Annotated in this window: 16 protein-coding genes; 4 read left to right on the top strand and 12 right to left on the bottom strand. The window is 35.4% G+C overall.

The window, feature by feature from the left end; genetic code table 11:
• Positions 1 to 769 precede the first annotated feature (769 nt).
• On the top strand, positions 770 to 1,681 hold the full coding sequence (locus tag B0169_RS10455) for a DMT family transporter (RefSeq protein WP_235838541.1): 912 nt from the start codon (positions 770 to 772) through the stop codon (positions 1,679 to 1,681).
• Positions 1,682 to 1,758: 77 nt separating this feature from the next.
• On the opposite strand, the gene B0169_RS10450 is transcribed toward B0169_RS10455, so the two are convergent.
• The 5 genes from B0169_RS10450 to yiaY all read right to left on the bottom strand — a co-directional run bounded on the left by B0169_RS10450 (position 1,759) and on the right by yiaY (position 10,139).
• A complete protein-coding gene (locus B0169_RS10450) occupies positions 1,759 to 3,543 on the bottom strand; it encodes a nitrilase-related carbon-nitrogen hydrolase (RefSeq protein ID WP_077285924.1) in 1,785 nt (594 codons plus the stop codon).
• 231 nt (positions 3,544 to 3,774) lie between these two features.
• Positions 3,775 to 6,165, bottom strand: coding sequence for an efflux RND transporter permease subunit (locus B0169_RS10445; protein ID WP_077285923.1), 2,391 nt, complete (start codon positions 6,163 to 6,165; stop codon positions 3,775 to 3,777).
• 2 nt (positions 6,166 to 6,167) lie between these two features.
• On the bottom strand, positions 6,168 to 7,061 hold the full coding sequence (locus B0169_RS10440; RefSeq protein ID WP_077285922.1) for an MlaA family lipoprotein: 894 nt from the start codon (positions 7,059 to 7,061) through the stop codon (positions 6,168 to 6,170).
• A gap of 340 nt (positions 7,062 to 7,401) precedes the next feature.
• Positions 7,402 to 8,745, bottom strand: coding sequence for a DEAD/DEAH box helicase (locus B0169_RS10435; protein ID WP_077285921.1), 1,344 nt, complete (start codon positions 8,743 to 8,745; stop codon positions 7,402 to 7,404).
• 245 nt (positions 8,746 to 8,990) lie between these two features.
• Entirely contained in the window at positions 8,991 to 10,139 is a 1,149-nt protein-coding gene (gene yiaY, locus B0169_RS10430) for an L-threonine dehydrogenase (protein WP_077285920.1), read from the bottom strand.
• 231 nt (positions 10,140 to 10,370) lie between these two features.
• On the opposite strand from yiaY, the gene B0169_RS10425 reads away from it, so the two are divergent.
• Positions 10,371 to 12,494 (top strand): S9 family peptidase, encoded by a 2,124-nt coding sequence (locus tag B0169_RS10425; RefSeq protein WP_077285919.1) that lies wholly within the window; start codon positions 10,371 to 10,373, stop codon positions 12,492 to 12,494.
• Positions 12,495 to 12,670: 176 nt separating this feature from the next.
• On the opposite strand, the gene B0169_RS10420 is transcribed toward B0169_RS10425, so the two are convergent.
• Positions 12,671 to 14,326 (bottom strand): B12-binding domain-containing radical SAM protein, encoded by a 1,656-nt coding sequence (locus B0169_RS10420; RefSeq protein ID WP_077285918.1) that lies wholly within the window; start codon positions 14,324 to 14,326, stop codon positions 12,671 to 12,673.
• 338 nt (positions 14,327 to 14,664) lie between these two features.
• Between B0169_RS10420 and B0169_RS10415 the strand changes: the two genes are divergently transcribed.
• Positions 14,665 to 14,907, top strand: a complete 243-nt coding sequence (locus B0169_RS10415; RefSeq protein WP_077285917.1) for a hypothetical protein — start codon at positions 14,665 to 14,667, stop codon at positions 14,905 to 14,907.
• A 35-nt stretch (positions 14,908 to 14,942) separates the two neighbouring features.
• On the top strand, positions 14,943 to 15,194 hold the full coding sequence (locus tag B0169_RS10410; RefSeq protein ID WP_077285916.1) for a hypothetical protein: 252 nt from the start codon (positions 14,943 to 14,945) through the stop codon (positions 15,192 to 15,194).
• A 250-nt stretch (positions 15,195 to 15,444) separates the two neighbouring features.
• Here the strand turns inward: B0169_RS10410 and B0169_RS10405 are convergent, their stop codons facing one another.
• The 6 genes from B0169_RS10405 to B0169_RS10380 all read right to left on the bottom strand — a co-directional run bounded on the left by B0169_RS10405 (position 15,445) and on the right by B0169_RS10380 (position 22,996).
• On the bottom strand, positions 15,445 to 16,077 hold the full coding sequence (locus tag B0169_RS10405) for a hypothetical protein (RefSeq protein WP_077285915.1): 633 nt from the start codon (positions 16,075 to 16,077) through the stop codon (positions 15,445 to 15,447).
• Between the two features lie 255 nt (positions 16,078 to 16,332).
• The gene (locus B0169_RS10400) at positions 16,333 to 16,668 is read right to left on the bottom strand and encodes a zinc ribbon domain-containing protein YjdM (protein WP_077285914.1); all 336 of its coding nucleotides are present in this window, start codon (positions 16,666 to 16,668) and stop codon (positions 16,333 to 16,335) included.
• Between the two features lie 147 nt (positions 16,669 to 16,815).
• Entirely contained in the window at positions 16,816 to 17,319 is a 504-nt protein-coding gene (locus tag B0169_RS10395) for a tRNA-uridine aminocarboxypropyltransferase (protein WP_077285913.1), read from the bottom strand.
• Positions 17,320 to 17,329: 10 nt separating this feature from the next.
• Complete coding sequence (locus B0169_RS10390; protein ID WP_077285912.1) at positions 17,330 to 18,286, bottom strand: DUF1186 domain-containing protein; 957 nt, start codon at positions 18,284 to 18,286, stop codon at positions 17,330 to 17,332.
• Between the two features lie 298 nt (positions 18,287 to 18,584).
• A complete protein-coding gene (locus tag B0169_RS10385; RefSeq protein WP_077285911.1) occupies positions 18,585 to 19,448 on the bottom strand; it encodes a substrate-binding periplasmic protein in 864 nt (287 codons plus the stop codon).
• A gap of 485 nt (positions 19,449 to 19,933) precedes the next feature.
• Positions 19,934 to 22,996 carry a caspase family protein gene (locus B0169_RS10380; RefSeq protein WP_077285910.1) on the bottom strand — a complete coding sequence of 1,021 codons (3,063 nt, stop codon included), beginning with the start codon at positions 22,994 to 22,996 and terminating at the stop codon, positions 19,934 to 19,936.
• Positions 22,997 to 23,125: the final 129 nt, after the last annotated feature.

Here is a 23,125-nt window from a genome sequence, read left to right as displayed (position 1 = left end):
GAAGATCTATCTGTTAGCTTGGAAATAGTAGAAAAAGATCTTTGCAAAATCCTCGTAAGTTCTTGAAATTAAATAGCACAAGATCTACTTCTTAACTTGGATTAACATTATGTATTAATCCAAATTAAGAACTAGATCGGAACCAGTCTTCAATGGTAAATCATCTTATTGAATTAGTTAAAGTATTTTATGTTTTAGCTTACTGACATTTTACCGTTTGCAAGTTAACAACTAGATCCTATTTTGCGTAGCGCTACGTGCATGAAATTTAGTTTTGCGTATATTCCCTCGTAAATTTCACATAGCGTCACGACATTAATTTTAATTATTAGTATATGATTGAATCATTCCATGATTTCGCTGAAGCTTGCGAGTTTCAATTGGTTTAATGGTATTCCCGATCATCAAATAGCCAATGTGGCTTTAGCTCATAATCTGCCCGGATATATTTTCTTTATTATTTCATCATCATGTTTAATAAAACTTTATGGGATACTCTATGGTATTTGGTAATATCTAAGGCTGATCTAATCTTGATAACTTATAGTCATTGTTATCTATTCTTGTAAAATATGTTTAAATGCAATCAATTACTAAGCTTATGTAGTTAATACAATTACTACTGCCGAGCTGACCTATTTTTGTGTTATTGATTTACTCTCTGTTTCGCCAGTTACTGGTATTATATTACTCAACATGACAACTGAACTTTAAACGCTATTAATGTGTGTCTTATGTTTACAGCATGCGCTTTAAATTAGGAATATTTTTGAATTTACATCAGCTTAAAATTATCACTAGCACTATTTTTGCCTTAATTGCTTTTGCAGCAAATTCGGTTTTATGTCGCATGGCACTTGGTGAAAATGCCATTGATGCCAGCAGCTTTACTGCCTTACGCTTACTTTCAGGTATTGTTATTCTATTCGTATTAGTGAGCTTGACCAGTCATTTTAACTCTAAAAGCGAAGCAAAAACTGCCACAGCCACAAAAGGCAGTTGGCTCGCAGCTACTATGCTATTTATTTATGCTGTAGCATTTTCATTTGGTTATATTTCATTAGATACGGGTACCGGGGCTTTAATTTTATTTGGTGCTGTACAAATAACCATGATCCTCTCTAATGTCATTTTAGGTAACAAACTGCATTTATCTGAATGGTTAGGTTTAACTTTGGCTTTTACTGGCTTTGTATACTTAATTATTCCAAGTTTAACCACCCCCTCACTTATGGGGTTTATATTGATGAGTGTTTCAGGTGTAGCTTGGGCAGTTTATACATTACTCGGTCGAGGCTCTAAAAGTCCGTTAAGTGATACTGGCTATAACTTTTTACGCACCACACCTTTTGTATTAGTGCTAATAATGTGTACATTTAGCGATGCGCATTTCACTACAACAGGTATTATTTTGGCGGTGTTATCTGGCGCAATAGCTTCAGGAATTGGCTATTTTATTTGGTATATCGCGTTAAGTGGCTTATCAGTTACTCAAGGCGCTGTAGTACAATTATTTGTACCGATCATTGCCGCTATTGGCGGTGTCATATTTACTAGCGAGTTGCTTACATTGCGCTTAATTGAATCATCTGCTCTGGTACTTGGTGGTATTTTAATGGTAATTCTTGGCAGATATTATTACGTTCAATTAGCTAAGAAAAAGCAGATAAAAAACGGTTAAATACCAAATGTTCAACAAAATAGTTATGTTTGAGCGCCCTGCCGTTTAATTGATTTTATTGTGTGTTTACAGCCATATTAATTAAATACTATGCTGCTTTTATCAGTACTTGCATTGGGGTAAATCAACGCTTTGGTGATTTTTCCATGCTGATGCTTAACAACAGGTTTGTTGATATAACCGTTAAATCGACCAGACTGCCATTGTGTTAGTAAAGTTGCATTATTACTTAAATTGATAATCAGCCCCGTTGATTTTTGTGACTTAACTTTTTTATTATTTTGTTTAAGCTTGTCTTGGTTTTGTTCAACAGATGGTTGAATGGCAAAACTCTTTTCTCTCGTTGCTGCTACTATGCAAACTCTATTTTCAGCCGCTCGCGCCAATAAACTGTAGTTAACTTCTAACGAGTCTTGTATGTCAAAAGGCATGAGTAATAAGTGTATATTATGTGAAGCTGCCATTTTGACTGTGTCAGCAATATTGGCATCGTCAGCGGTTAACATCGCAAGCTTAATATTACCTTGCTCTAAAGGAAGTGAAATAATATTTATAGTATCTGTTAACTCAGTCCATTGATATCGTTGACAAAAATGCAACTGTTGTTGTCTCGCAATTATTCCTTGCTGGTTGATTAATACTGCCTGATGATTTCCGTTAACTACCAGACTGGTACAAACGTACTGGAAAGGCCTAAGCACAGCGCTGATTTGTTGAATAAGGTCATGGCTTAAATACTCTATACGTTTCAACTCATCCTGATCATGGGTGATTGTTTTATCACCAATAAAAAATAACTCTGGTAACTGAATAATATCACTGAGGTTGTTTTCAATATAATGACAAACATCTTCAATGGCCTGTTCGTTAGATTTATAAGTAGCGAAAATAGCGACATTGATGGTTTCTGGTACATTATCACTGTATTCATGGTTTGTTATCGTTGGCTGATCGGCTGTCATTGTTGCTATATTGAATGCTGAACATTGCTGTTGTTTAAACTCAGTACCATCAGGGCGCACCTTATGGGCAAGTCCCGCCGGTGACAAGTCAATATCAGCAAAAGTATAACCAGCTTTATTGTGCTCTATTTTTGCCAACACTTTACCTTCAGGCGTAATAATTTGGCTTTGTCCTGTACCGTAAACTTGTTGAATAGCTTGTCTATTTTCGACATTCAAAAGCTGTTCAGTAGTTTCGGTTACTTTATTACAGGTCTGTTGAGGTCGTAATGCCCCTATTTTATTCGCGGTGGCAATAAATACATTATTTTCAACGGCATGAGTTATGTCATGTAAGGTACTAGTGTCTAAAGCAAATGTATTTTCTGAGTTGCATATGAGTTGTGCTCCATTGAGTGATAATGCACGCGGCACCTGAAAATTATCACTGTCAGCGCCTGACATAAGTCCAAATTTTCCAAAATCATGAGTAAAAACGTTGGTTGCCTGCTTGGTACTGATAAAGAAATAGTTTTCTTGTTCTGTTAATTTTTCTTTATCAACTTGTTGAACAAGTTCGCCATCAGGAGAAAATAAACATGAGGTGATACTAATATTTGATTTTATTGAAATCTCGACTTGATCGCGGCTTAAATCTCGACGTAATGTTACATTAAGTACAATATAACAATCGTGTTTTTTAGCTTGCTGGGCAATTTTTTGTAAAAAGTCACTTTCTATTGCCAAAGCTTGTTGCCAGGCTTGCTCATGACCCGTGTAACAAGGCTGTGTATTGCAAAACTCCGGCAGCACAATAATACTCGGCACACAAGCTGCAGCGTTATCAATCATGCTTAAGCAAGTTGTTAAGTTTTCTTGTGTGTTTAATGAGGTGGCAAATTGTGCAACGGCGACTCGCATGATAGGTATATTCCAGATAATTAGTAACGATTTGCATTAAGTAATGACTTAGCATTACTTTTTATAGCGTGGATTATACCTAGATAAATCTATTTGTGAGCTTGTTTAACGTTAAATTAGTTAATTTATATGTTATCTCTTTGGTCTAGCCATGCTGCTAGGTCAACGAGCAGCTAGCGTAAACTTTATCATTTATCTTCCTATTGTGCTGGCAACATAACGTGTAACCCGTTATTTAACATCATGGCTAGTGAGGTGTTTTTTTAATAAAACTGGCAATGTTGTAATATCCGTCAATAAAGCAACAACCATTGCAATACTGGTTAATAAGCCAAATAACATACTGGGTACGAAATTAGAAAATACTAAGCTGCCAAAGCCAATAACGATCACTGTGGTGGTATATATTAATGCATAACCTACCGATAAATTAGTACGCTTAACCCAAGCTTTTTCGTTGTTTGGCTCGCGCTTTAACTCAGCTAAATAGCGATGAATATAGTGAATGGTGTCATCCATCGAAATACCCATAGCAACAGCTGCAATAGTAATGGTCATTAAATCTAACGGAATTGCAAAAATACCTAATATTCCCATAATAACCGATGTGGTGATTATATTAGGCACTAAGGCAATCCATGCTACTTTAATTGATGAGAAAATGATCATTAACGTGACGGCCATAGCAGCATAAACAATAAGTATTGTAAGCACTTGAGAGTCAACCAAACGAGATAACACATTTTGATATAGAATAAATAAACCTGTCAGCGTGTATTGCTGTTTTGGTATGCCAATGTTTGCTAATTCTTGATGAATTTTTGCCAGTAAATCGGCTCTATTGAGATCTTGAGTACTGTCTTGTACTCGCATAGAAATTCGTATTTGTTGTTTTTTCTCAGAAAAATAAGCGCCAAATAGTGCTTGTTGTAACTCGGTATCTAAACTTTTATAAAGTGCTGTTAATTCATATTCTGTCAGTGGCTTTGCGTTTACCACTTGAGCAATTTTCGTAAAATCTGCTATTGAGGTAATAGCACCAATGGCTTGTTGTTTGGCTAGCATATTTTGAATAGCCGTGATTGTTTGCACAGTACTTGCTGAAATGACTAAGCCAGATTTTATTTGCTCATCTGGAATATCCAATAACAAATCAAACGGTGTTGAGCCACCAAATTCTTGGTCAATAAAGCTTAATTCTTTTCTAACATCAGTAGATTCACTAAAGTAATTTAAAAAGCTGTTTTCAGCGCTTAAATTGAAACAGCCCAATATGCCGACCAAGGTTAACAGCAGTGAGGTAAAGATAATGCTTTTAGGCCGTGCTTTAACAAAACTTGCTGTTGCGCTCATGCCGTTTTCTATTTTTTTATGCTGTTTAACGAAGGCTTGTTTATTAAATATTGCCAGTAACAAAGCAGGGAAAAATACTAAACTGACAATAAAACTAACCAACATAGCAAAAACCATCATCCAGCCGAAGCTAATAACGGGTTGAACACCGCTAAATATCAAAGATCCAAAGCCAATCGTAGTCGTTAATCCTGCATAAAAACATGGCTTTATTTTTTCTTTAATGGTTGCTAATACCAGTTGCTGATGTGACCAATCGCTATGCTTTAGGACTAATTCTTGATAATGCACAATCAGGTGAATGATCATGGCAAGCGATAAAATAATTTGTAGCGCAAATACGTTGGCAGAAATAACCGTGACTTTGAAGTTAAGTGCCGCGAGCAAACCTACAGTCATTACAACGCTTGTTGCACAGCAAACGATCGGTAATAGCACCCAACTGAGTTGTCGAAATAAAAACCATAACAACATAATGATCACGATAAAAATCAACGAGCCAAAAAGCACTAAATCACTTTGAATTATTTGAATAAGTTCATAAGACAGTAAATTATTACCACCTAAATAAAAGCTCCCTACTTTTTTATACGGAGCTAAAATTGTTCTTATTTTTTCAATTTCATTAATGCGAGTTTGTTCTAATTGCTTATTAAGATTTTGCTGCTGTTTTTTAAGCTGTGCAAGTGAATTGAGTTCTCGTTTTGTCAAATCTCGGTTTAATAGGTGCTGTTTTATGGCAATAATATCGTTATTAACCGCTTCGATATCAGCTTGTGAATTAAACACAACTTGCAGTGAGAGTGCCGTTTGCGCTTGGTTAATCAGTAAACCTTCATACAGTGGATGTTTTTTTAAGCTCAGCGATAGCGTTTGCTCATCAAACTTTTGTTTTTCCCAAGTTAAATTCGCTACATCAGCAGAAACATTATCCGCCGCTGAAAAAATAGGCATATTGGCAATGCTATTGACTTGTTTTACTCGCGGTAATTGCTCAATTTTATCGGCAATATCAACTAAGGTATTAAGGTTTGAGGCAGAAAACAGCGCCGTATTATTAGGTTTAAAAGCAATTAAAATAAACTCTTCTGAGCCATAACGTTGATCAGCAAGCTGGCTCAAAATGTAATGTTTATTGTTATCAACTAATAATGTATCTGCTGAAGCGTCTATTTCAAAATATTTGGCTTGCCAAGCTAACGTACTGATCAGAAATATAAAAATGACACAGATTAAATAAGGCCAAAAGCTGAGGTTCTTTTTCAACATAACTACTCCACTGTTGCAGGTGTTGCTGATTGTTTTTGCTTTTCAGTTTTAAACACTTCATTTCTGCGTGCTTGACCATCACGCAATAAATTTTGTAGATATAAATTACGCACAAACTCATACCTGTCTTCAACATCAGATAACACCCGTGGGTATTGTGCCAATATGGGTATTTGAGCTTGCACACCATCTGTCAGTAAAAGCTGGCTTGCAACGGTGTCGTCATTAATATAATTGAGTGGATGAACAAAATAGTTAAAAGTAAGTGATGCTGTATCGCGTAAGTCTGAAGGACCCAGTAATGGTAAAACCAGATAAGTACCGTGCCCAACACCATAAGTGGCTAAGGTATCACCAAAAGTAGTTTTATCTCGGGTTAGCGCCATTAAACTATCTGCGGGATCAAATAAGCCTAAAAGGCCAATGGTTGAATTGACCACAACACGTACCAAGTTTTTACCTGACTTTGAAATTTCCCCCTGCAATAAGTGATTAACGGCATAAAGTGGTTCACGTAAATTATAAAAGAAATTGCCAATACTGTTATCAACCGGCTCAGGTACTAAGTTTTCATAACCAATAGCTAAAGGACTTAACACATGGCGATAAACACTATCATTAAAGTTAAATATGGGTTCATTGATAAAGCGTAAAAAATCTTCGGGTGCCTGGTAACTAACCACACTGGGAACATTTTGCTCTGCGGCAATTTCATAAGGACCTTTTACAGTTTGTTCATTCTTGTGCGGCTTTTCATTTACTTCAGTGGCTTGCATTGCGGATGAAGAGCAACCTGTTGTCGTTAACCAGAACAACAATATGAGATAACAGCATGAATTCTTGGTAAATATTGCTAACTGTTTACGTTGGTTAGTTATTGTTATTGTTTTTGTCATTATTAACTCCTTAAACCCGGTCAAATTGACAAGGACGAACTCATTAAATAATGTAGCATTGATATAAAAATTTAGGCAAATGGCCAAAATTCATATTCAGGTGATCAGTATTACAATATGCTAGAAGCATAGAAGATAGCAATTTTATTGAACGTTATTTGCACACAATGTTAAAATTTAGCTTCAATTAATCTTTAAAAAAGCAATGTTAAGCTACTTGAGTGGTCTGAATACGATGAGCGATAAAAGCCGTAACTTGTATCGTTACGGCTGCTGGTTTGTCAATCGGGTTATATAATGTTGTCGTAAAATAGAAAAAAGCATGTTTTATATTATAAAATCAATCGTCTGGGCTATTTAACCAGATATCGGCATTAATTTTAGGTTGCTTCTTTTTACGTTTTTTCTTGCCTGAACCTGCAGGTGCCGCCATAGGCTTAAGTAAAGCCTTGTCTTGTGCTAATAATGCAGCGATAGCTTCTTCATCAACTTCAAAGCCTTCTACTTGTTCACGGTCTAGCCAAATTTTATGCTTCTTTTCTATTACGCTAAAGTGGTGATAATCTTCATGATCGATAAGTGATATAGCTAAACCTACTTCTCCTGCACGGCCACTTCGGCCGATACGGTGCATATAATCTGCAGGGCTTCTAGGCAAATCAAAATTTATCACCACCGGTAACTTTTCAATATCAAGGCCACGCGCAGCAATATCTGTGGCAATTAATACTTCAATTTCACCATTTTTAAAGCCATCAAGCACACGACTACGGGCACCCTGACCTTTGTCACCATGAAATACTTCTGCGCTTATTCCGCGTTTAGCAAGCTTTTCAGCTAAATGATTACAGCTGTTTTTGGCATTAACAAAGATCAGCGCTTGTCGCCATGAGTGTTGAATAATCAAATGGGCTAATACCGCGGTTTTCTCGCCTTTATTGACAGTAAAAACTCGCTGCACTAGGGTACTAGCTTCACTACTTTGTAACTGTATTTCAATGGGATTATTTAATAACGCTTGTGTTAAAGCGGTTACTTGCTCAGGAAAGGTCGCTGAAAACAGCAAGGTTTGTTTACGCTTTGGTAATAAAGCCAATAAAGCCGAAAGCTCTTCTGTAAACCCTAAGCTCAGCATTCTGTCGGCTTCATCAAGCACTAAGGTTTGTACTTTATCGAGCTTAACGGCATTGCTTGAAATTAAATCCAATAATCGCCCCGGCGTTGCGACTAAAATATCAGTGCCACCACGTAGCGCCAACATTTGAGTATTTACAGATACGCCGCCAAAAACAGCTACCGTTTTAATCTCACCATTTAAATGCGCGGCATAAGATTTAATGCTATCGGCTACTTGTTTGGCTAACTCACGTGTGGGCACTAAGATCAAACCTGCAACATAGTTACCTTTGTCTGTAGGAGCTTTTGTCTTGTTTTTATTTTTTGCTTCACTCAAGTGATGTAATAGCGGTAAAGCAAAAGTTGCGGTTTTACCTGAGCCAGTATTGGCTCCCGCAATCAAATCACGCCCAGCTAACACACTCGGAATGGCTTGTGCTTGAATAGGCGTTGGCTGTTGATATTCCAATTCAGATAAGCGAGTTAATAGTGGTGGAATAAGGCCTAATGTTGCAAAGCTAGATGAGGAAGTTATTGTTGGTGTGTCAGTATTGATAGCAGACGTCATTAATATAAAGGGCTCAAAACAAAAATAATTAGCACTATTTTAGCGTATTTATAGCTCAATAAGTTAGTAAAAATCTATTTTGTTATCAGAATACTTTTTGTTTTCCGCTTTTATGCTGGTCCTTGTGTTAAATGAAAGCGGTTAAATAAAAAATCCAGCGACGTTGAACACTGGATTTTATCTTGTTGAAATAACCAAACTTGCGTTTACTGATCGTTTGGCAGGATTTAGCTAGGCTTCATTTGTTACATAGCCGAATGAAAAATCTGGCAAATTTCTTCATGGCTTGCTTGTTTCGGGTTGGTTAAACCACAAACATCTTTTAAGGCGTTTTCTGCTAACAACGGGATATCGCTCGCCTTAGCACCAAGTTGCTCCAACCCTGTTGGGATCCCAACTTGGCTTGATAATGCTTCAATTGCGCTGATAGCCGCATTTGCACCCTGCTCTGCGGTCATGGCTGTTACATTAACCCCCATGCTACTTGCAATATCTCTTAAACGCTCAGGACATACTTGTGCGTTATAGCGTTGTACATGAGGTAATAGCACCGCATTACAAACACCGTGTGGTAAGTCGTAAAAGCCACCTAACTGATGCGCCATAGCATGCACATACCCCAACGAGGCATTGTTGAAGGCCATTCCAGCCATAAATTGTGCATAAGCCATTTGTTCTCTGGCAACTATATTCTCACCATCTGCTACCGCCGTTGGTAAATTAGCTTGTATTAGTTCAATTGCTTTTAATGCCACCGCATCAGTGATAGGTGTAGCTGCGGTAGATACATAAGCTTCAACGGCATGAGTTAACGCATCCATGCCAGTTGCTGCTGTTAAAGCAGCAGGCATACCAACCATAAGTGATGGATCATTAACCGATAATACCGGCGTGGTATGTTTATCTACAATGGCCATTTTTACGTGCCGTTTTTCATCGGTAATAATAGCAAAGCGTGTCATTTCTGATGCGGTACCAGCGGTGGTATTAATGGCAATTAACGGCATTTGTGGTTTCTTAGATTGATCTAGGCCTTCATAATCCGCTATTTCGCCACCATTACTTGCCACTAATGCAATGCCTTTAGCGCAATCATGCGGAGAGCCACCACCTAATGAAACAACAAAATCACAACTGTGCTGTTTAAGTACCGCTAAGCCATCATTAACATTGCCCACCGTGGGGTTCGGCTGTGCTCGGTCAAATACAATACTTGCGATTTGCTGTTGGTCTAATAAATCAGTAAAACCTTTAACCACACCTATTTTATTCAAAATATGATCGCTAACGATTAATCCTTTTTTAAATCCCTGTGCTTTTATATAGTTAACAGCCTCGGCTAAGCTACCACTGCCCATAACGTTTAAAGACGGCATATAAAATGTTGAACTCATCATAATCTCCTTTAGTTGGCTTCAATTGGCTTTAATCTGCTTACACTTTTGTAGCATGATGTGGAGCTAAACAATTTGATCTAAAACATAGCTTATTCATTCAGCAATAATTCGCGCCTTTGTGCTTACTTGGAAAGTTTTAAAACAATTAACTAACGTAAATGTGAAAAGCTCGATAAACTTGCCGAGAAAAATTTTTATCAAACCTCATTAATTTAATAGGAGCACTTAGTGCCAACATCTTTACCTACGTCAAATAACACTATTACCGCACCCATAGCTGAAAAAATTCCACATGAAATGGTCATACATCAACACCAACGTGTAGACAATTATTATTGGATGCGTGATGACCAACGTAATGATGAAAAGGTAATTGCTCACCTTAATGAGGAAAATAGCTATGCAGATGCCATGCTAGTTGAGCAGAAACCTTTGCAAACATTACTGTTTAACGAGTTAAAAGCACGCATTGTAAAAGATGACAATACGGTTCCCGCTAAAGATGGTAAATACTGGTATCACAGCGAAATTAATGGCGAACAAGAGTTTTCTCGCTATTATCGCGCAACAAGTTTTGCCGGTGACAACAAAATGCTGCTGTTAGATGTTAACGAGCGAGCTAAAGGCCATGACTTTTATGATTTAGCTGATATCTCAATCAGCCCGAACGATGAAATTATGTCGATATCTGAAGACACGGATAGTCGTCGTATTTATAGTATTAGTTTTAAAAACTTAGCTAAAACAAAAGCTAGAGAAAGCTCAATTGACACCGATAATGAGTATTTAACCGATATTCTGCTTGAAACTGAAGGACAAGTTGTTTGGGCTAACGACAATAAGACCGTATTTTATGTTAAAAAAGATCTAGATACCCTGTTGGGCACGCAAGTTTATCGTCATAAATTAGGCACAGCACAAGCTGACGACGTACTGGTTTATCAAGAAGATGATCATAGCTTTTACATGAGCTTAGACAAAAGCCGAGATGAATCACAACTGTATATTTGTTTACATGCTACTGAATCAACACATTATTTAGTGTTAGATGCTGAACAACCTGATGGCGAGTTTATCGATCTATTTCCTTATCAAGAGCAACATGAATTTCATGCCGATAAAATGGGCGAGCATTATTACCTTGTTACTAATTATAAGGCGAAAAATTTTCGTTTAATGAAAGCAACTGCCAAGCAACTTGGTGATATTGATAATTGGCAAGAAGTGATAGCCCATCGAAACAATGTGCTACTTGAAGGTATCGAACTATTTAAGCGTTTTATTGTTATTACTGAGCGTGAGCATGGGCAAATTCGCTTTATTGTTCATACAACACATGGTGAAAATGCTGGTCAACAATACCCATTACTATTTGACGATCCTTGTTATTTCGCTTGTCTAGACGATAACCCCGAGCCAAACAGCACAATGGCGCGTTTATATTATTCAAGCTTAACCACGCCAGGATCGTTATTTGAATTTGACCTGGCAACGGGTCAACGCAAGTTACTTAAACAGCAAAAGGTGTTGGGGGCTTTTGATAAAGAACATTATCAGTCAGAACGCATATTTATTACTGCTCGCGATGGCATTGAAGTGCCTGTATCGTTAGTTTACCGCCAAGACAGCTTCAAAAAAGATGGTACTAACCCGCTGTTACAATATGGCTATGGCGCATACGGTATTACTATAGATCCTAATTTTTCCAGTGAAATTTTTAGCCTACTCGATCGAGGTTTTGTTTACGTTATTGCCCATGTACGTGGCTCAGAAATGCTTGGCCGTCAATGGTACGAAAACGGTAAAATGGCAAATAAGCAAAATAGTTTTAATGACTTTATTGATGTGACTAAAGCCCTTATTGCACAAGGTTACGGTGCTAAGGATAAAATTTTTGCTTCTGGCGGTAGCGCGGGTGGCTTATTAATGGGCGCAGTCGTTAATCAAGCACCTGAGCTTTATCTCGGCGTGGGCGTACATGTGCCCTTTTTGGATGTGTTAACCACCATGCTTGATGAAAGCATACCGTTAACTACCAATGAATATGACGAATGGGGTAACCCGAACGAGCCACACGCTTATCAAAATATATTAGCATATTCGCCATACGATAATATTAGCGCACAGCCCTACCCTAATATTTTAGTGACCACGGGCTTACATGATTCACAAGTACAGTACTTTGAACCGATGAAATGGGTCGCAAAAATGCGAGAATTTAAAAGCGATAATAATTTATTACTGTTTAAAACCGATATGGATGCTGGCCACGGTGGTGCCTCAGGGCGCTTTAAAAGCCTGAACGACAAAGCCCTAGAAATGAGCTTTTTTATCTCGCTACTTTCAGCGTAAACCATTGCATTACTGCTAGTTTTTTAGCTTGCTAGCTGTTTAGTTTAGTTTAGTTTAGTTTGGTTTAAGTTTAGTACAATACAATAAGCCGATAGTGTCAACCATCGGCTTATTTTTATTAAACGCGTAAGCTATTTGTACAGTAACGGCGGTATCTGATAAGGCTGTTAATGTATTTAGCTCATATGTTGCTGCTGGCGCTTTAAGGATTTATTTTTAATAACTAACTGTGGTTGCTCGGTTGCATAAAGCTGCAAGCTACTAAACAGGCTTTTTAATTTCGCTGCCTGAAAATCTTGTTCTATAACGTCAATAACCTTTTGATGTTTTTCTGGAAAAACAGCTTCAACTGCTTGCGAAAGTAACTCAAACAGCTTTTTCAGATTAAAATTATGAATTTGACCCGTTTTATTAAATATCCACTCAGTGATCGCCATAAAATCATCAAACGGCTCATCAGATAACATATACGGTAGTGCGTATTTAAAACGGCCAGAGTTACCGATCATATCCCAGTAGCGCGCAAAGCGATTGATACGTTGCATAGTAGCAAAGCTAACTCGGTCAGTACTTAAAATGTTAAACGGTGGTAACGGGTTAAAACGAAGGTCAAAGCTTTCTGTGTGGCGAATGATCGGGCTGCCCTTCAAGCGCTTTAATATCCCCATTTGAATTTCATGTGGTCGACAATGATAAAGTTGATTGAAGCTATCTTTAAAACTATCAAAGGTTTCACCGGGCAAACCAAAAATTAGATCAGCATGAATATGGGCGTGAGTATTATCTCTTAACCACAGTAAGTTTTCTTTTGACTTAGCATTGTTTTGTTTACGACTAATATTGGCTTGCACCTCAGTATTAAAAGTTTGTATACCTATTTCGAACTGTAAACTGCCCTCAGGAAATTGTGCTAACAAGGCCTTTAATTTTCTAGGTAGGTGATCAGGTACCACTTCAAAGTGCAAATAAAGATCGTCTGTCATGCGGTCTAAGAAAAACTGCATGATTTCCATCGTGGTATTAATGTTTAAGTTAAAGGTTCTATCAATAAACTTAAAGTTACGTGCGCCACGGTTATACAGAATTTCCATTTGCTCAAGAAACAGCACTATTTCAAAAGGTACTGAGTTTTTATCTAAAGACGATAAACAAAATTCACATTTAAATGGGCAACCGCGCGATGCTTCAACATACAGCAAACGGTTAGCTAAATCTTCATCGGTATAATATTGATATGGCGAGGCAAGATCTTTTAATTCAACCGGCTTTGAATTGAGAATTTTTCTCTCTAATGGTGCATCAGCGATAATATCTTTACACAATTGATAGAAACTTAGATCAGCAGGCCCGGTTAACACATAATCAGCACTGGCCACTATGGCTTGCTGCTCTGTTTCATAACTTACCTCTGGCCCGCCTAATACTATTTTAATCTCTGGTGCGATTACTTTTAACAAACTCACCACATCAGTAGTTTCAACTATGTTCCAAATATAAACCCCAAAACCGACAATATCAGGCTTAGACGCTAAAATTTGTTCAACAATATCAATAGCACGGGTTTGTATAATAAATTCTTTGATTTCACAAAACGGCTGTAACTCTTGCATATTCGCGTATAGGTAACGCAAGCCAAAACTGGTATGAAAGTAACGAGCATTCAGTGTTGCGAGCACAATTTTAGGGGCAGATTTATTTATAATTTTCTGCTTATGCAAGTTCTTGTTAGCTGTTTTGTTGGGTGAACTATTGAGTACTTTGTTATGAGAGTGACCTTCAGTAATATGAATTTGTCTAACTGCTAACTCTGGGGGATTTTGTTGCGCTGCCATGAAATGTCTTAAATGCCTTTAATACTATGGGGGCAATTATACGGTGATTAGCGGGATTTTTCAGTAACATTAATTCAGGGACATTAATTCAATAACATTAACTAAGTGACACGCCTAATAGCACTGATTATTTATACAGTTACGCTTGTGTTTCAGGACTTTATACAAAAATAGTAACTGTTTTTTTGTTTGTAACATGCTGCTGCACTACTGACAAACAACTGAATTAAAATAAAAAAACACTAAATTAACAAGGTATTTATTAATAACATTAACCTTATTAATAAAACTGTGTATATTTGAGACGTTATTAGTATTGTGGGATTTTTAGGGAAGAAATGAAAAACAAAAAGCCAACAATTATGGGAATGGCTGAATTTGAGCCATCAGATAAGTGCCCTCGCTGTCGCTTAATTATGTATCTTGGCAACAAGTGCCCGCACTGTAGTTATCATTTAAACCAAACAGTGCAAACAGCTCAAAAAGTATTTTGGCAAAAATCTCGTAACAAAGGCTACATTAATGGCTTTATATTTTTTGTTTTTGCTTTATTCATCTTAACATTGTTATTTAGTATATAGTTTGACCAAGAAAACAATTAGGAAAAGGAAGCATTATGCAATTAATGATTAATAACCGTAAAGTTGAAAACCCACTCGCTGCTATTGCCATGGTTTTATTTGCTTTAACATTTGTTGGCGTCGTTATTTCCTTAATTTTGTTAGTGTTACTGCCACTAATTGGTATTTTTATTTCCTCCTTTGTGGCATTAGTTGTTGTGGTGGTAATGCCGATCATGCTTTGGTTTGTGTTACCGGTGCTGTTTATTACCATTATTGGTTGGTTTTTTGGGCATTTATTTAAGTAACCTGAATTCTGGATAATGAGTGCTTGATATTCATGTGATTCAAAAGCTTAGGTGCCAAAGTAAATGCTATAGCAAGGTGAACATCACTAATAGACATCATCAATGCTTCATTTTATGCCATTTCCAAGGCAAAACGTTTATCAATAGCGGGCTATTTATCGACGTTTTAAGGCAGACAATGGGTTAAAAAGGAGGGTTGAGCAAGTGCTGCTTATCCAGAATTCAGGTTAAGTAGCTTAACAATACGTAATTAACGCATAGGCTTATAACTTGATACTTCTTTGTTGCTCAAGTTGCACAAGAAAACTTCTTCACTTTCGTCGCCATTATTTCTGTCGAGTAAGCTTTGCCTTTGTGCGGTTAATTTTTCCAGATTTTCGTCTATCTTTTTAGTCAGCGCTAATTGTTGGTCTTTTCGGATCAAGCCTTTGTCTGCGTCATTATCGACTTCAGTTTGAGCAAGGTTTAGAATTTCCATTCTTACTTCAACTCTTTTTACATCTAAAAAACTAATACCCAATCGATTATATAAAATAGCCGTGTTAACTTCGTCGCGATCAATTTTAACCTCAATCGGTACCGCCATAATTTTATCTATGGTGGCATTGTGATAATCATTGGGCGCTAACAGTTTATTTTCAAAATTAGTTTCATCAAGCGCTTTGCTGGCAGCAGTCTTTATTGACTCATAATGAGCTGCGACTTCTTCAGGTTTGATATTTGAAATATAACGAAGGTTTTTAATATCAGTCATATCACTTGGCTTGGGCGCTGCGATATTATCAATAGCAGGCAGTGATTGTTTTACTTGGTTAACATCGCTTGCAGTATTGGTTTTAAACAACGCCTGCATATAGCTTTGATTATTAATTGAAATAGACATAACGATGATATTTCCTTATACGTTTGCTTTTATTTGCAGCGAACATACCTGCAAACATCATGCATGTAGACAGCAAAATTTGCGCCAACAAAAAGTTAACGATAAAAGGCCATATAACTATAAATAATTGTAAATCATTAGCTTAAAGAGTTTTTTTTAATAACCTCAGCGGCAACTCTTTGGAGTTACTCGGTAATTTTTGCCATTGATAGGTCAAAAGTTGCCGAGCGTTTACGATATAAATGTATTTCGTTTTTAGGTTTTTTTAACAAACTTGGCTGTTACCATGATTTCGCCAACACCGTCTACTTTACAATCAAGCTGATGATCTTTTTTATCAAACACCCGCCTGATCAGCGCTTTAGTACCAATTTTTATTACTTGCGAACTGGCTTTAATTTTTAAATCTTTAATAACGGTAACTTTATCGCCTTCACACAGCAAAGCGCCATTAGCGTCTTTAACAGCAATAATGCTATTTTCTGCAACTTCTTTAGGATCCCATTCAAATGCACACTCAGGACAAATAAGTAATTGTTGCTCTTGATATACGTATTCACTTTGACAGTTTGGACAAGCAGGATAAGACATTGTTTATTTCTTTTCGGTTAATGATGAACGATTCATTGTTGTAACGAGTTTATTTTAAGTTTCTGTTTGTAAAATTTTTTATAAATAGATTTCATGAGAAAAACAAGCAAGCGCAAAAAATTTATACTCTGAAGTTAGTGATTAATGTTAGCGATTAAAATCAGCGAATTTTATCGCCAAGTTAGCCGCTATTTCATATTCACCCTTTAACTTTAGCACTTCAATTATACATTCAATGGTACACAAGCCGCCTTCTGGCTGGTTAGCTCTTAGCTTATACGATGAGCTATTTTCAGTTTTTACCGTAAATTGGGCAGCTTGTTTTAAATAAGGGCTTTGATTAAAAATTTTTTGAGCTTCTTGCCATGTACTGTCAATAATAATGATATTGTCGTATCTATCAAGACTCATCGAATCGGTTATTGTGTGCTCAGGTAATGGCTCAACCGATGATATTTTCGCGCTAGATTGGGCGTTTGAATACAATAATATCGCGGCATTATTCGCTATTAAACGAGTCAGCAGTGCTGGCGGATTTACACGTTGCCAAACTATGCGTTCAACAATTTCACCCGCATGTTGCAGTGCAATAGCGCCAGTATTAGTTACTCGGCGCAATTCACGTTCATGGGTTAGCAGAAAAATTTTCATTGTTTTGCTGTTAATGCAAGCAACACTTTTTATATTTTTTCCCACTGCCACACGGACAAGGATCATTTCTGCCAGCCCGAGGTAATGAACTTACCGGAACGCTGTTGTCAATAATGGTTTGTTCATCGTATAAAATAGAGGACAATAACCCGCCTTCATCCATTAATGAATCAAACCCTTGCGTATCGTCAGCTTCTTCGACCATTAGTTCACCCGCTTCATCATAGCTTTGCCAACTGCTTAATGTTGCAATCAAATCAAAGTTAGTATTTACGATTAAACCAATTAAAACTTTACAACCATGTGTATTATCCCAAGCGGCAACTTCTGATAAGGTAATACGGTCTGTATCAAAGATGTCTTTATCTAACATCGATTGAAATTGCGCTTTAAACTCATCAAGTTGATAAACAATGCAGTAATCAGCTAATACACTGATTAAAAAGTTATTATTAGTGCTTGGTAGCGCTAAAAACGCATTTAACCAACATGTGACATGCGATGATATTACGGTGTTATCTATCGTGCCCATTTCATATTGTGCAAATACAGCTTCTATCGCTGAAGCCTTACAATACATGGCTTGATGTCCTGCAACTATATAATCAGACAACGCTTGCGTATTATCGTTGGCAACGTTATAAAATAATGTAGCTGTTAGCTCGGTCAATGCATCACCAAAAACGGCCTCAAGAGGCGTTAGAAAGCTATCACTGCGAGAAAATAGCGCTAAACATTTCGATAAAGCTGGCGTGTATTTAAATTCAGCAAGAAATAAAGTACCAAAAAATAACAGCGCATTTTCTTCATCCGTTAACGAGGTTTCATCAGCGATAAATTTATCCATCAAGCACTCTAGCTCAGGATAAAATTTTGCCCAATGGCTTTTAACGGTTTCAAGGGCTTCTACAGGTAAGTCATTACCATGTGCATCACCGATTACGACTAAAGCTTGTTGTAAGTTCATGTATCTTCCAGAATTAATCAAAAATGTTCGGCAAGTGCCAAGTACCACTATATTAACACTTTGCTTGTAGCTTGCCATGTCATCAAGCACCAACCAGATAAAATAACTAATTTTTAGCAGTCATCATTTATTTCATCATTCTCACCGAAACAAAATACTGTTGATAAACCCTCAGTATTAGCCATCAATAAAACTAATAATTGTTCAACTAGAGATTATGTCAGTAATAGCGTTATTCATAATCGTTAAGTAAATGAGCATAATGCACACTTCTGCCAAGCTATTACGGACGTAACAATCAATTCGAACTGATGTTCACATCAATGGGTTCTTCTTGGTTACTAAAATAAGGGTTTTCGATTGTGATTATTTTTCTATTTGATAGGTTTGCACGAATAATATCTTCTTTGTAATATTGATTATAAATGGCTTTAAGCTCACCATTTTTTTTCATTATTTTTAGACCATATTCTAACCTTTGCGCTATTCGTGGGGCATTGTTGGACACGTAAACATATGACTTACTAGGAATATAAAGCGCAAGTGTTGGTTCAACAACAATATTATTTAAGACGTCACTTCTATTTTCAAGTTCGTTGTAAGCTTCATATACGGCTCGAGGGAAATAATCAAATCGGCCTCTATTTAGCATTTGAAATAAGCCTTCAAAATCACTACTAGTCAGCACTTCAATATTTATCTCATTAAAGATATCATTAAGTGCCCACCCCCTTTGTAACCCCGCAGTTAATCGTTTTAAATCAGATAGCGACTCGATTGCTTTGAACGCATCAAGGTTGCTTTTATTAACCAATAATAACCGATAACTAAGTTGACCAAATCGGATGGGTATTTTTATGGGGGTTGCAAACTTATCCCAATTATCATTTGCTGCTGCGATAAATACGTTGATCATTTCTCCTTTTTTTATCACACGTAAAGCTCTAGCTGTTGATAACTCGACATTTAAAAAATCTATAGTATAGCTGCCGTAAATTTGCTTTGAAATTTCAAGTGCTCGTATTAAAACCTCATTTTTGTGCATTGTCCTTTTATCCTCACCTACTGTAGGACTATGCATTTTTATGTGATCTATAGCCTGAGCTTTAGGAGTAACAGCAAAAGCAATAAAAGCAATAAAAGCAATTTTTATCACGTACATACTGATTAAATCCTTTAATCAAATAGAACATTTTTATAGTATAGATTGATACATAAATTAAGCTATTTTATACAATACACTATGTTTGACGGTAAAATATTTGCTTGAACTCTATGTATGGGCGTTGTGCTTCAAAGCCACTTTAACCCCTATATTAGTCTCTACAATAGATATCTAAAATGCAAAAAGGCGCTAACCTTTCGATTAGCGCCTTTTCTAAATGTGGCGGGAGGAATGGGACGAGTATGGGCACTGGTTATATTCAATAAAATTGCCATTGAAATAATTTTTAAATCAATTATTACTAAAATTTGTACTTTCTTTATATTGACTATTCTCTATAAGGAGAATAGTCAATATAAAGAAAGTACACTAAAAATCACAAAATTTTATGTAATTATTAGAAAGGCTAATGCATATATCCTTGTCCGGTGCATCAGTGATGTAGCTTACATAACTTATAATTTCATGAAGGTATTTTACAACTATTGTAATTCTTTAATGATTTTTGCGATTGAATTTGAAACAGTACCATCTTTTATATACTTCACCACATTTTCTTTATTGTCACTTTTAATAGAAAATTTACGTTTATTCAACTCATTGTCTATTAATATAAACTCATGATTTTTCAATATTTGAATTAACCTTTTATAGTTAATATTACATTTATTAATAGCACTAAACCTTGGCAATATTACCTTATGCTCCCACTGTCTACCAAGTCGCCCATTACTTACAAATAAATGGAAAAAGTCATGCAAAAATATTTTGATTTTTTCTAATTGGTTATGGTTATTTGAAGATATTGCCTTTAGTGACTTTTCGAGTGAAGAGTCAAAGTTACAGTCAATAAAGTTTGCTTTGTTTAAACCTGTATTCTTGTGTTTTCCATTTAGGTTTAGTAATTCTGAGTTTATGAATTTTGTTTTATCATTAAACTTACACCACCAAAAATTATCATAGTTATCAATTACTGAATTTGATAATTGCAAGTCGCTAAAATCAAACTTGATTTTTTGATCAACATTTATATCAATAAGACATAAACCCTCAATTTCCCCTGCTTTAACTTCAAATAAGTCTTTTAATAAATTCGTATTAGCAACAACATCATTTGGATTAAATTTATGATTAATCGCCAAACATAAATTAAAAATATTACCTACAATTTTATTGGATTCTGCATTTTTATAATTTAATTTAATTTGTGATATTACATCAGACACTAATAAAACATCATCTGTGTCCCAATGTTTTATTCGATTTGTAGTATCTGTGTTCAGTGCAGAGCCAAACCAGCAACTTTCACTGATAATATCAGTAAAATGATCTGATACTGCATTTTGATCGTTATCAAAATTAAAATAAGAAGATAAATATATACTTTTAAATAAATCGGACAAAAAGTCATACTTAAAAACGACAGAAGAATCTAAGCACTTTAAAAAAGGATGCGACTTAAAAGCCTCTACACTTGTTTTGTTTATACTTTTACCCAAAGACTTTTCTATCTCGTGCTGTAAATGAAGTGCTTTTACAGTTCCCCTTTTTTGAACGGACAAATAAATAAAAAATTGTATCTGTTCTTCAACAGATATTTGGCCTACACGCTTAATTTCTCTATCGCAAACCCGATATGTAATATAATCATTTTTAATTTCACTATTTAAATACTTTGAATGTAGGTCCGATAAATCAAAATTTATTGTGTCATCCTCACTATCAATAATAGATCTAATAATATCTAAAACATATGGATGATAAATATGTTTTCCATCATTACTTGGAAATTTGAAATCATTTGCAAGTTTAATAGCTTTCTTAATTTTTGTTTGTGCCTCTCCAAAACTCTTATTGAAAAACTCCTCTGTTTGCTCTTCACTGAATGGTTCTAATTCTATAATGGAAAAATTATTTTCGACAAAGTTTGTGTTATCCCAAAAGTATGTTCTACAAGTTATGATCACTTTACCGTTACATAAATCTGTTGTTGAGGATTTTATAGATTTTAGAAATTCAGAAACATTAAAATTGGGGATTTTTGATATAACTTCATCCAATCCATCAATAATAATTAGGATGTTACCCGCGTCTATATTCAGCTGAAATAACTCTTCAGATAATTTCTCTTGGATATTATCTGTGATATCAAAGAGTGCTTCATAAAAATTATATAAGTTTAAATTCCCTCTGTTTTTATTTTTTAATAAACTATCTTTAATTAAGATGGAGTCAATAAATAAAACATAACGTGAAGGATTCTTATGCATTAGCTTATCAGCGAAATAATGAGCAAGAGTGGTTTTTCCTATACCTCCACTCCCTTTAATAACTAATATAGGGTCGTCAACTTGGTTATACCAATTATGAAAATAATTTTTGACTTCACTATTTTCTGAATCATTATTTAAAATAGGTAATATAAAATTACTGATGTTTAAATATTTTGAATCATCGTCCAAGATAACTTTTGGAGTACAGTGTTCTCTTATGAAATCATCAATATAAAATAGACTTATTGGTTTAAATTTGTCATTGATATTCTTTTTTCTTCTTTCTGTGATTTTTTGATCTTTTTCGATAGGAATAAAAATCACAAGGTTCTTGCTTGAAATAAGTTTAGGATGCTGATCTTGAAGCTTTTTTAGTGTTTTTGTTTGATTTATACCTTCATATAAATAAAGATAATTTGTTGATTTCTGAATTACACTATCAATCTCTTCAAATAATTGATAACCAATCTTGTTTGTTTTATCTTCAAACGTATCTAATTCAGTAAAGTTCGAATTTCGCTTATACAATTTCAGTATTTTTTTAAAATCAACGTACCCTTTAAACTCTCTTTTATCCAATTGCTGTCTAACATTGAATATAAACTCTCCACCATTATGCCCCGATATTTGTAATGGACTTCCTTGAGGTGTTTGAAATTGATTTATCTCAAATCGCTTTTTAACATTTTCAATTATTTCGGAAACCCTTAAATTTTTAGTTGAGTTTTCTAGAGCATCAATTAAAACTTCCGCAAAAAGCGTATTTGAATAAGCGTCAGAATCTTTTGCCTCATTAAATGCAGATGCTAAAGCCCATCTGGATTTTTTTTCAAAATATTCCTCAATGCTCTTTGTTTTCCCTGACCGTAATAAGCTATTAGAAAAACAACTGTCTGAAATTAGAAAAATGTGTTTACATGCAATTTTTTCTAAATATGCCGTAATTGTATTATTAGGAATATAGTCCGTGTAATGATCAGCTTCATGAGGAATCCAATAGCCTATATCTGAACTTTCATCAAAGTCACCGTGACCTGAATAATAAATAACTAAGTTATCATTTTCGTTTAATTGCTTGATATAAGATCTAAAGGCATCTTGTATATTTTTAGACGTTGCATTTTCATCAGTTATTTCATAAACATCTTTTTCTTCAAACTCAAATTTTTCAAGAAGTATGTTTTTAAAATCAGTAATATCTCTTATTGAGCTTTCTAAATTTGCTTGGTGAGAATAGGCATTTATACCTATTAAAAATAGTTTATTAGACATTTTATTTATTTAAGACATATGCATTTTTATATACAAAAATAAGTCTTATCCAGTTAATTTTATTATTAGAGGGAGAGTAAACTTCATTTATAAAAAGATTACAAAATACAACGATAGTTACTATTTAAT

It is taken from the genome of Cognaticolwellia aestuarii, assembly GCF_002000025.1.
Taxonomy (GTDB): domain Bacteria; phylum Pseudomonadota; class Gammaproteobacteria; order Enterobacterales; family Alteromonadaceae; genus Cognaticolwellia; species Cognaticolwellia aestuarii.
The sequence above is the reverse complement of the archived record's forward strand: the minus strand, read 5'-3'. Positions and strand labels throughout refer to the sequence as shown.

Excerpts from the sequence above, each read along its gene's own strand:
- B0169_RS10395 (WP_077285913.1), bottom strand. The coding sequence starts at position 17,319 with ATGAAAATTTTTCTGCTAACCCATGAACGTGAATTGCGCCGAGTAACT.
- B0169_RS10445 (WP_077285923.1), bottom strand. The coding sequence starts at position 6,165 with ATGTTGAAAAAGAACCTCAGCTTTTGGCCTTATTTAATCTGTGTCATT.
- B0169_RS10390 (WP_077285912.1), bottom strand. The coding sequence starts at position 18,286 with ATGAACTTACAACAAGCTTTAGTCGTAATCGGTGATGCACATGGTAAT.
- B0169_RS10400 (WP_077285914.1), bottom strand. The coding sequence starts at position 16,668 with ATGTCTTATCCTGCTTGTCCAAACTGTCAAAGTGAATACGTATATCAA.
- B0169_RS10385 (WP_077285911.1), bottom strand. The coding sequence starts at position 19,448 with ATGTACGTGATAAAAATTGCTTTTATTGCTTTTATTGCTTTTGCTGTT.
- B0169_RS10450 (WP_077285924.1), bottom strand. The coding sequence starts at position 3,543 with ATGCGAGTCGCCGTTGCACAATTTGCCACCTCATTAAACACACAAGAA.
- B0169_RS10380 (WP_077285910.1), bottom strand. The coding sequence starts at position 22,996 with ATGTCTAATAAACTATTTTTAATAGGTATAAATGCCTATTCTCACCAA.
- B0169_RS10410 (WP_077285916.1), top strand. The coding sequence starts at position 14,943 with ATGCAATTAATGATTAATAACCGTAAAGTTGAAAACCCACTCGCTGCT.
- B0169_RS10435 (WP_077285921.1), bottom strand. The coding sequence starts at position 8,745 with ATGACGTCTGCTATCAATACTGACACACCAACAATAACTTCCTCATCT.
- B0169_RS10440 (WP_077285922.1), bottom strand. The coding sequence starts at position 7,061 with ATGACAAAAACAATAACAATAACTAACCAACGTAAACAGTTAGCAATA.
- yiaY (WP_077285920.1), bottom strand. The coding sequence starts at position 10,139 with ATGAGTTCAACATTTTATATGCCGTCTTTAAACGTTATGGGCAGTGGT.
- B0169_RS10415 (WP_077285917.1), top strand. The coding sequence starts at position 14,665 with ATGAAAAACAAAAAGCCAACAATTATGGGAATGGCTGAATTTGAGCCA.
- B0169_RS10405 (WP_077285915.1), bottom strand. The coding sequence starts at position 16,077 with ATGTCTATTTCAATTAATAATCAAAGCTATATGCAGGCGTTGTTTAAA.
- B0169_RS10420 (WP_077285918.1), bottom strand. The coding sequence starts at position 14,326 with ATGGCAGCGCAACAAAATCCCCCAGAGTTAGCAGTTAGACAAATTCAT.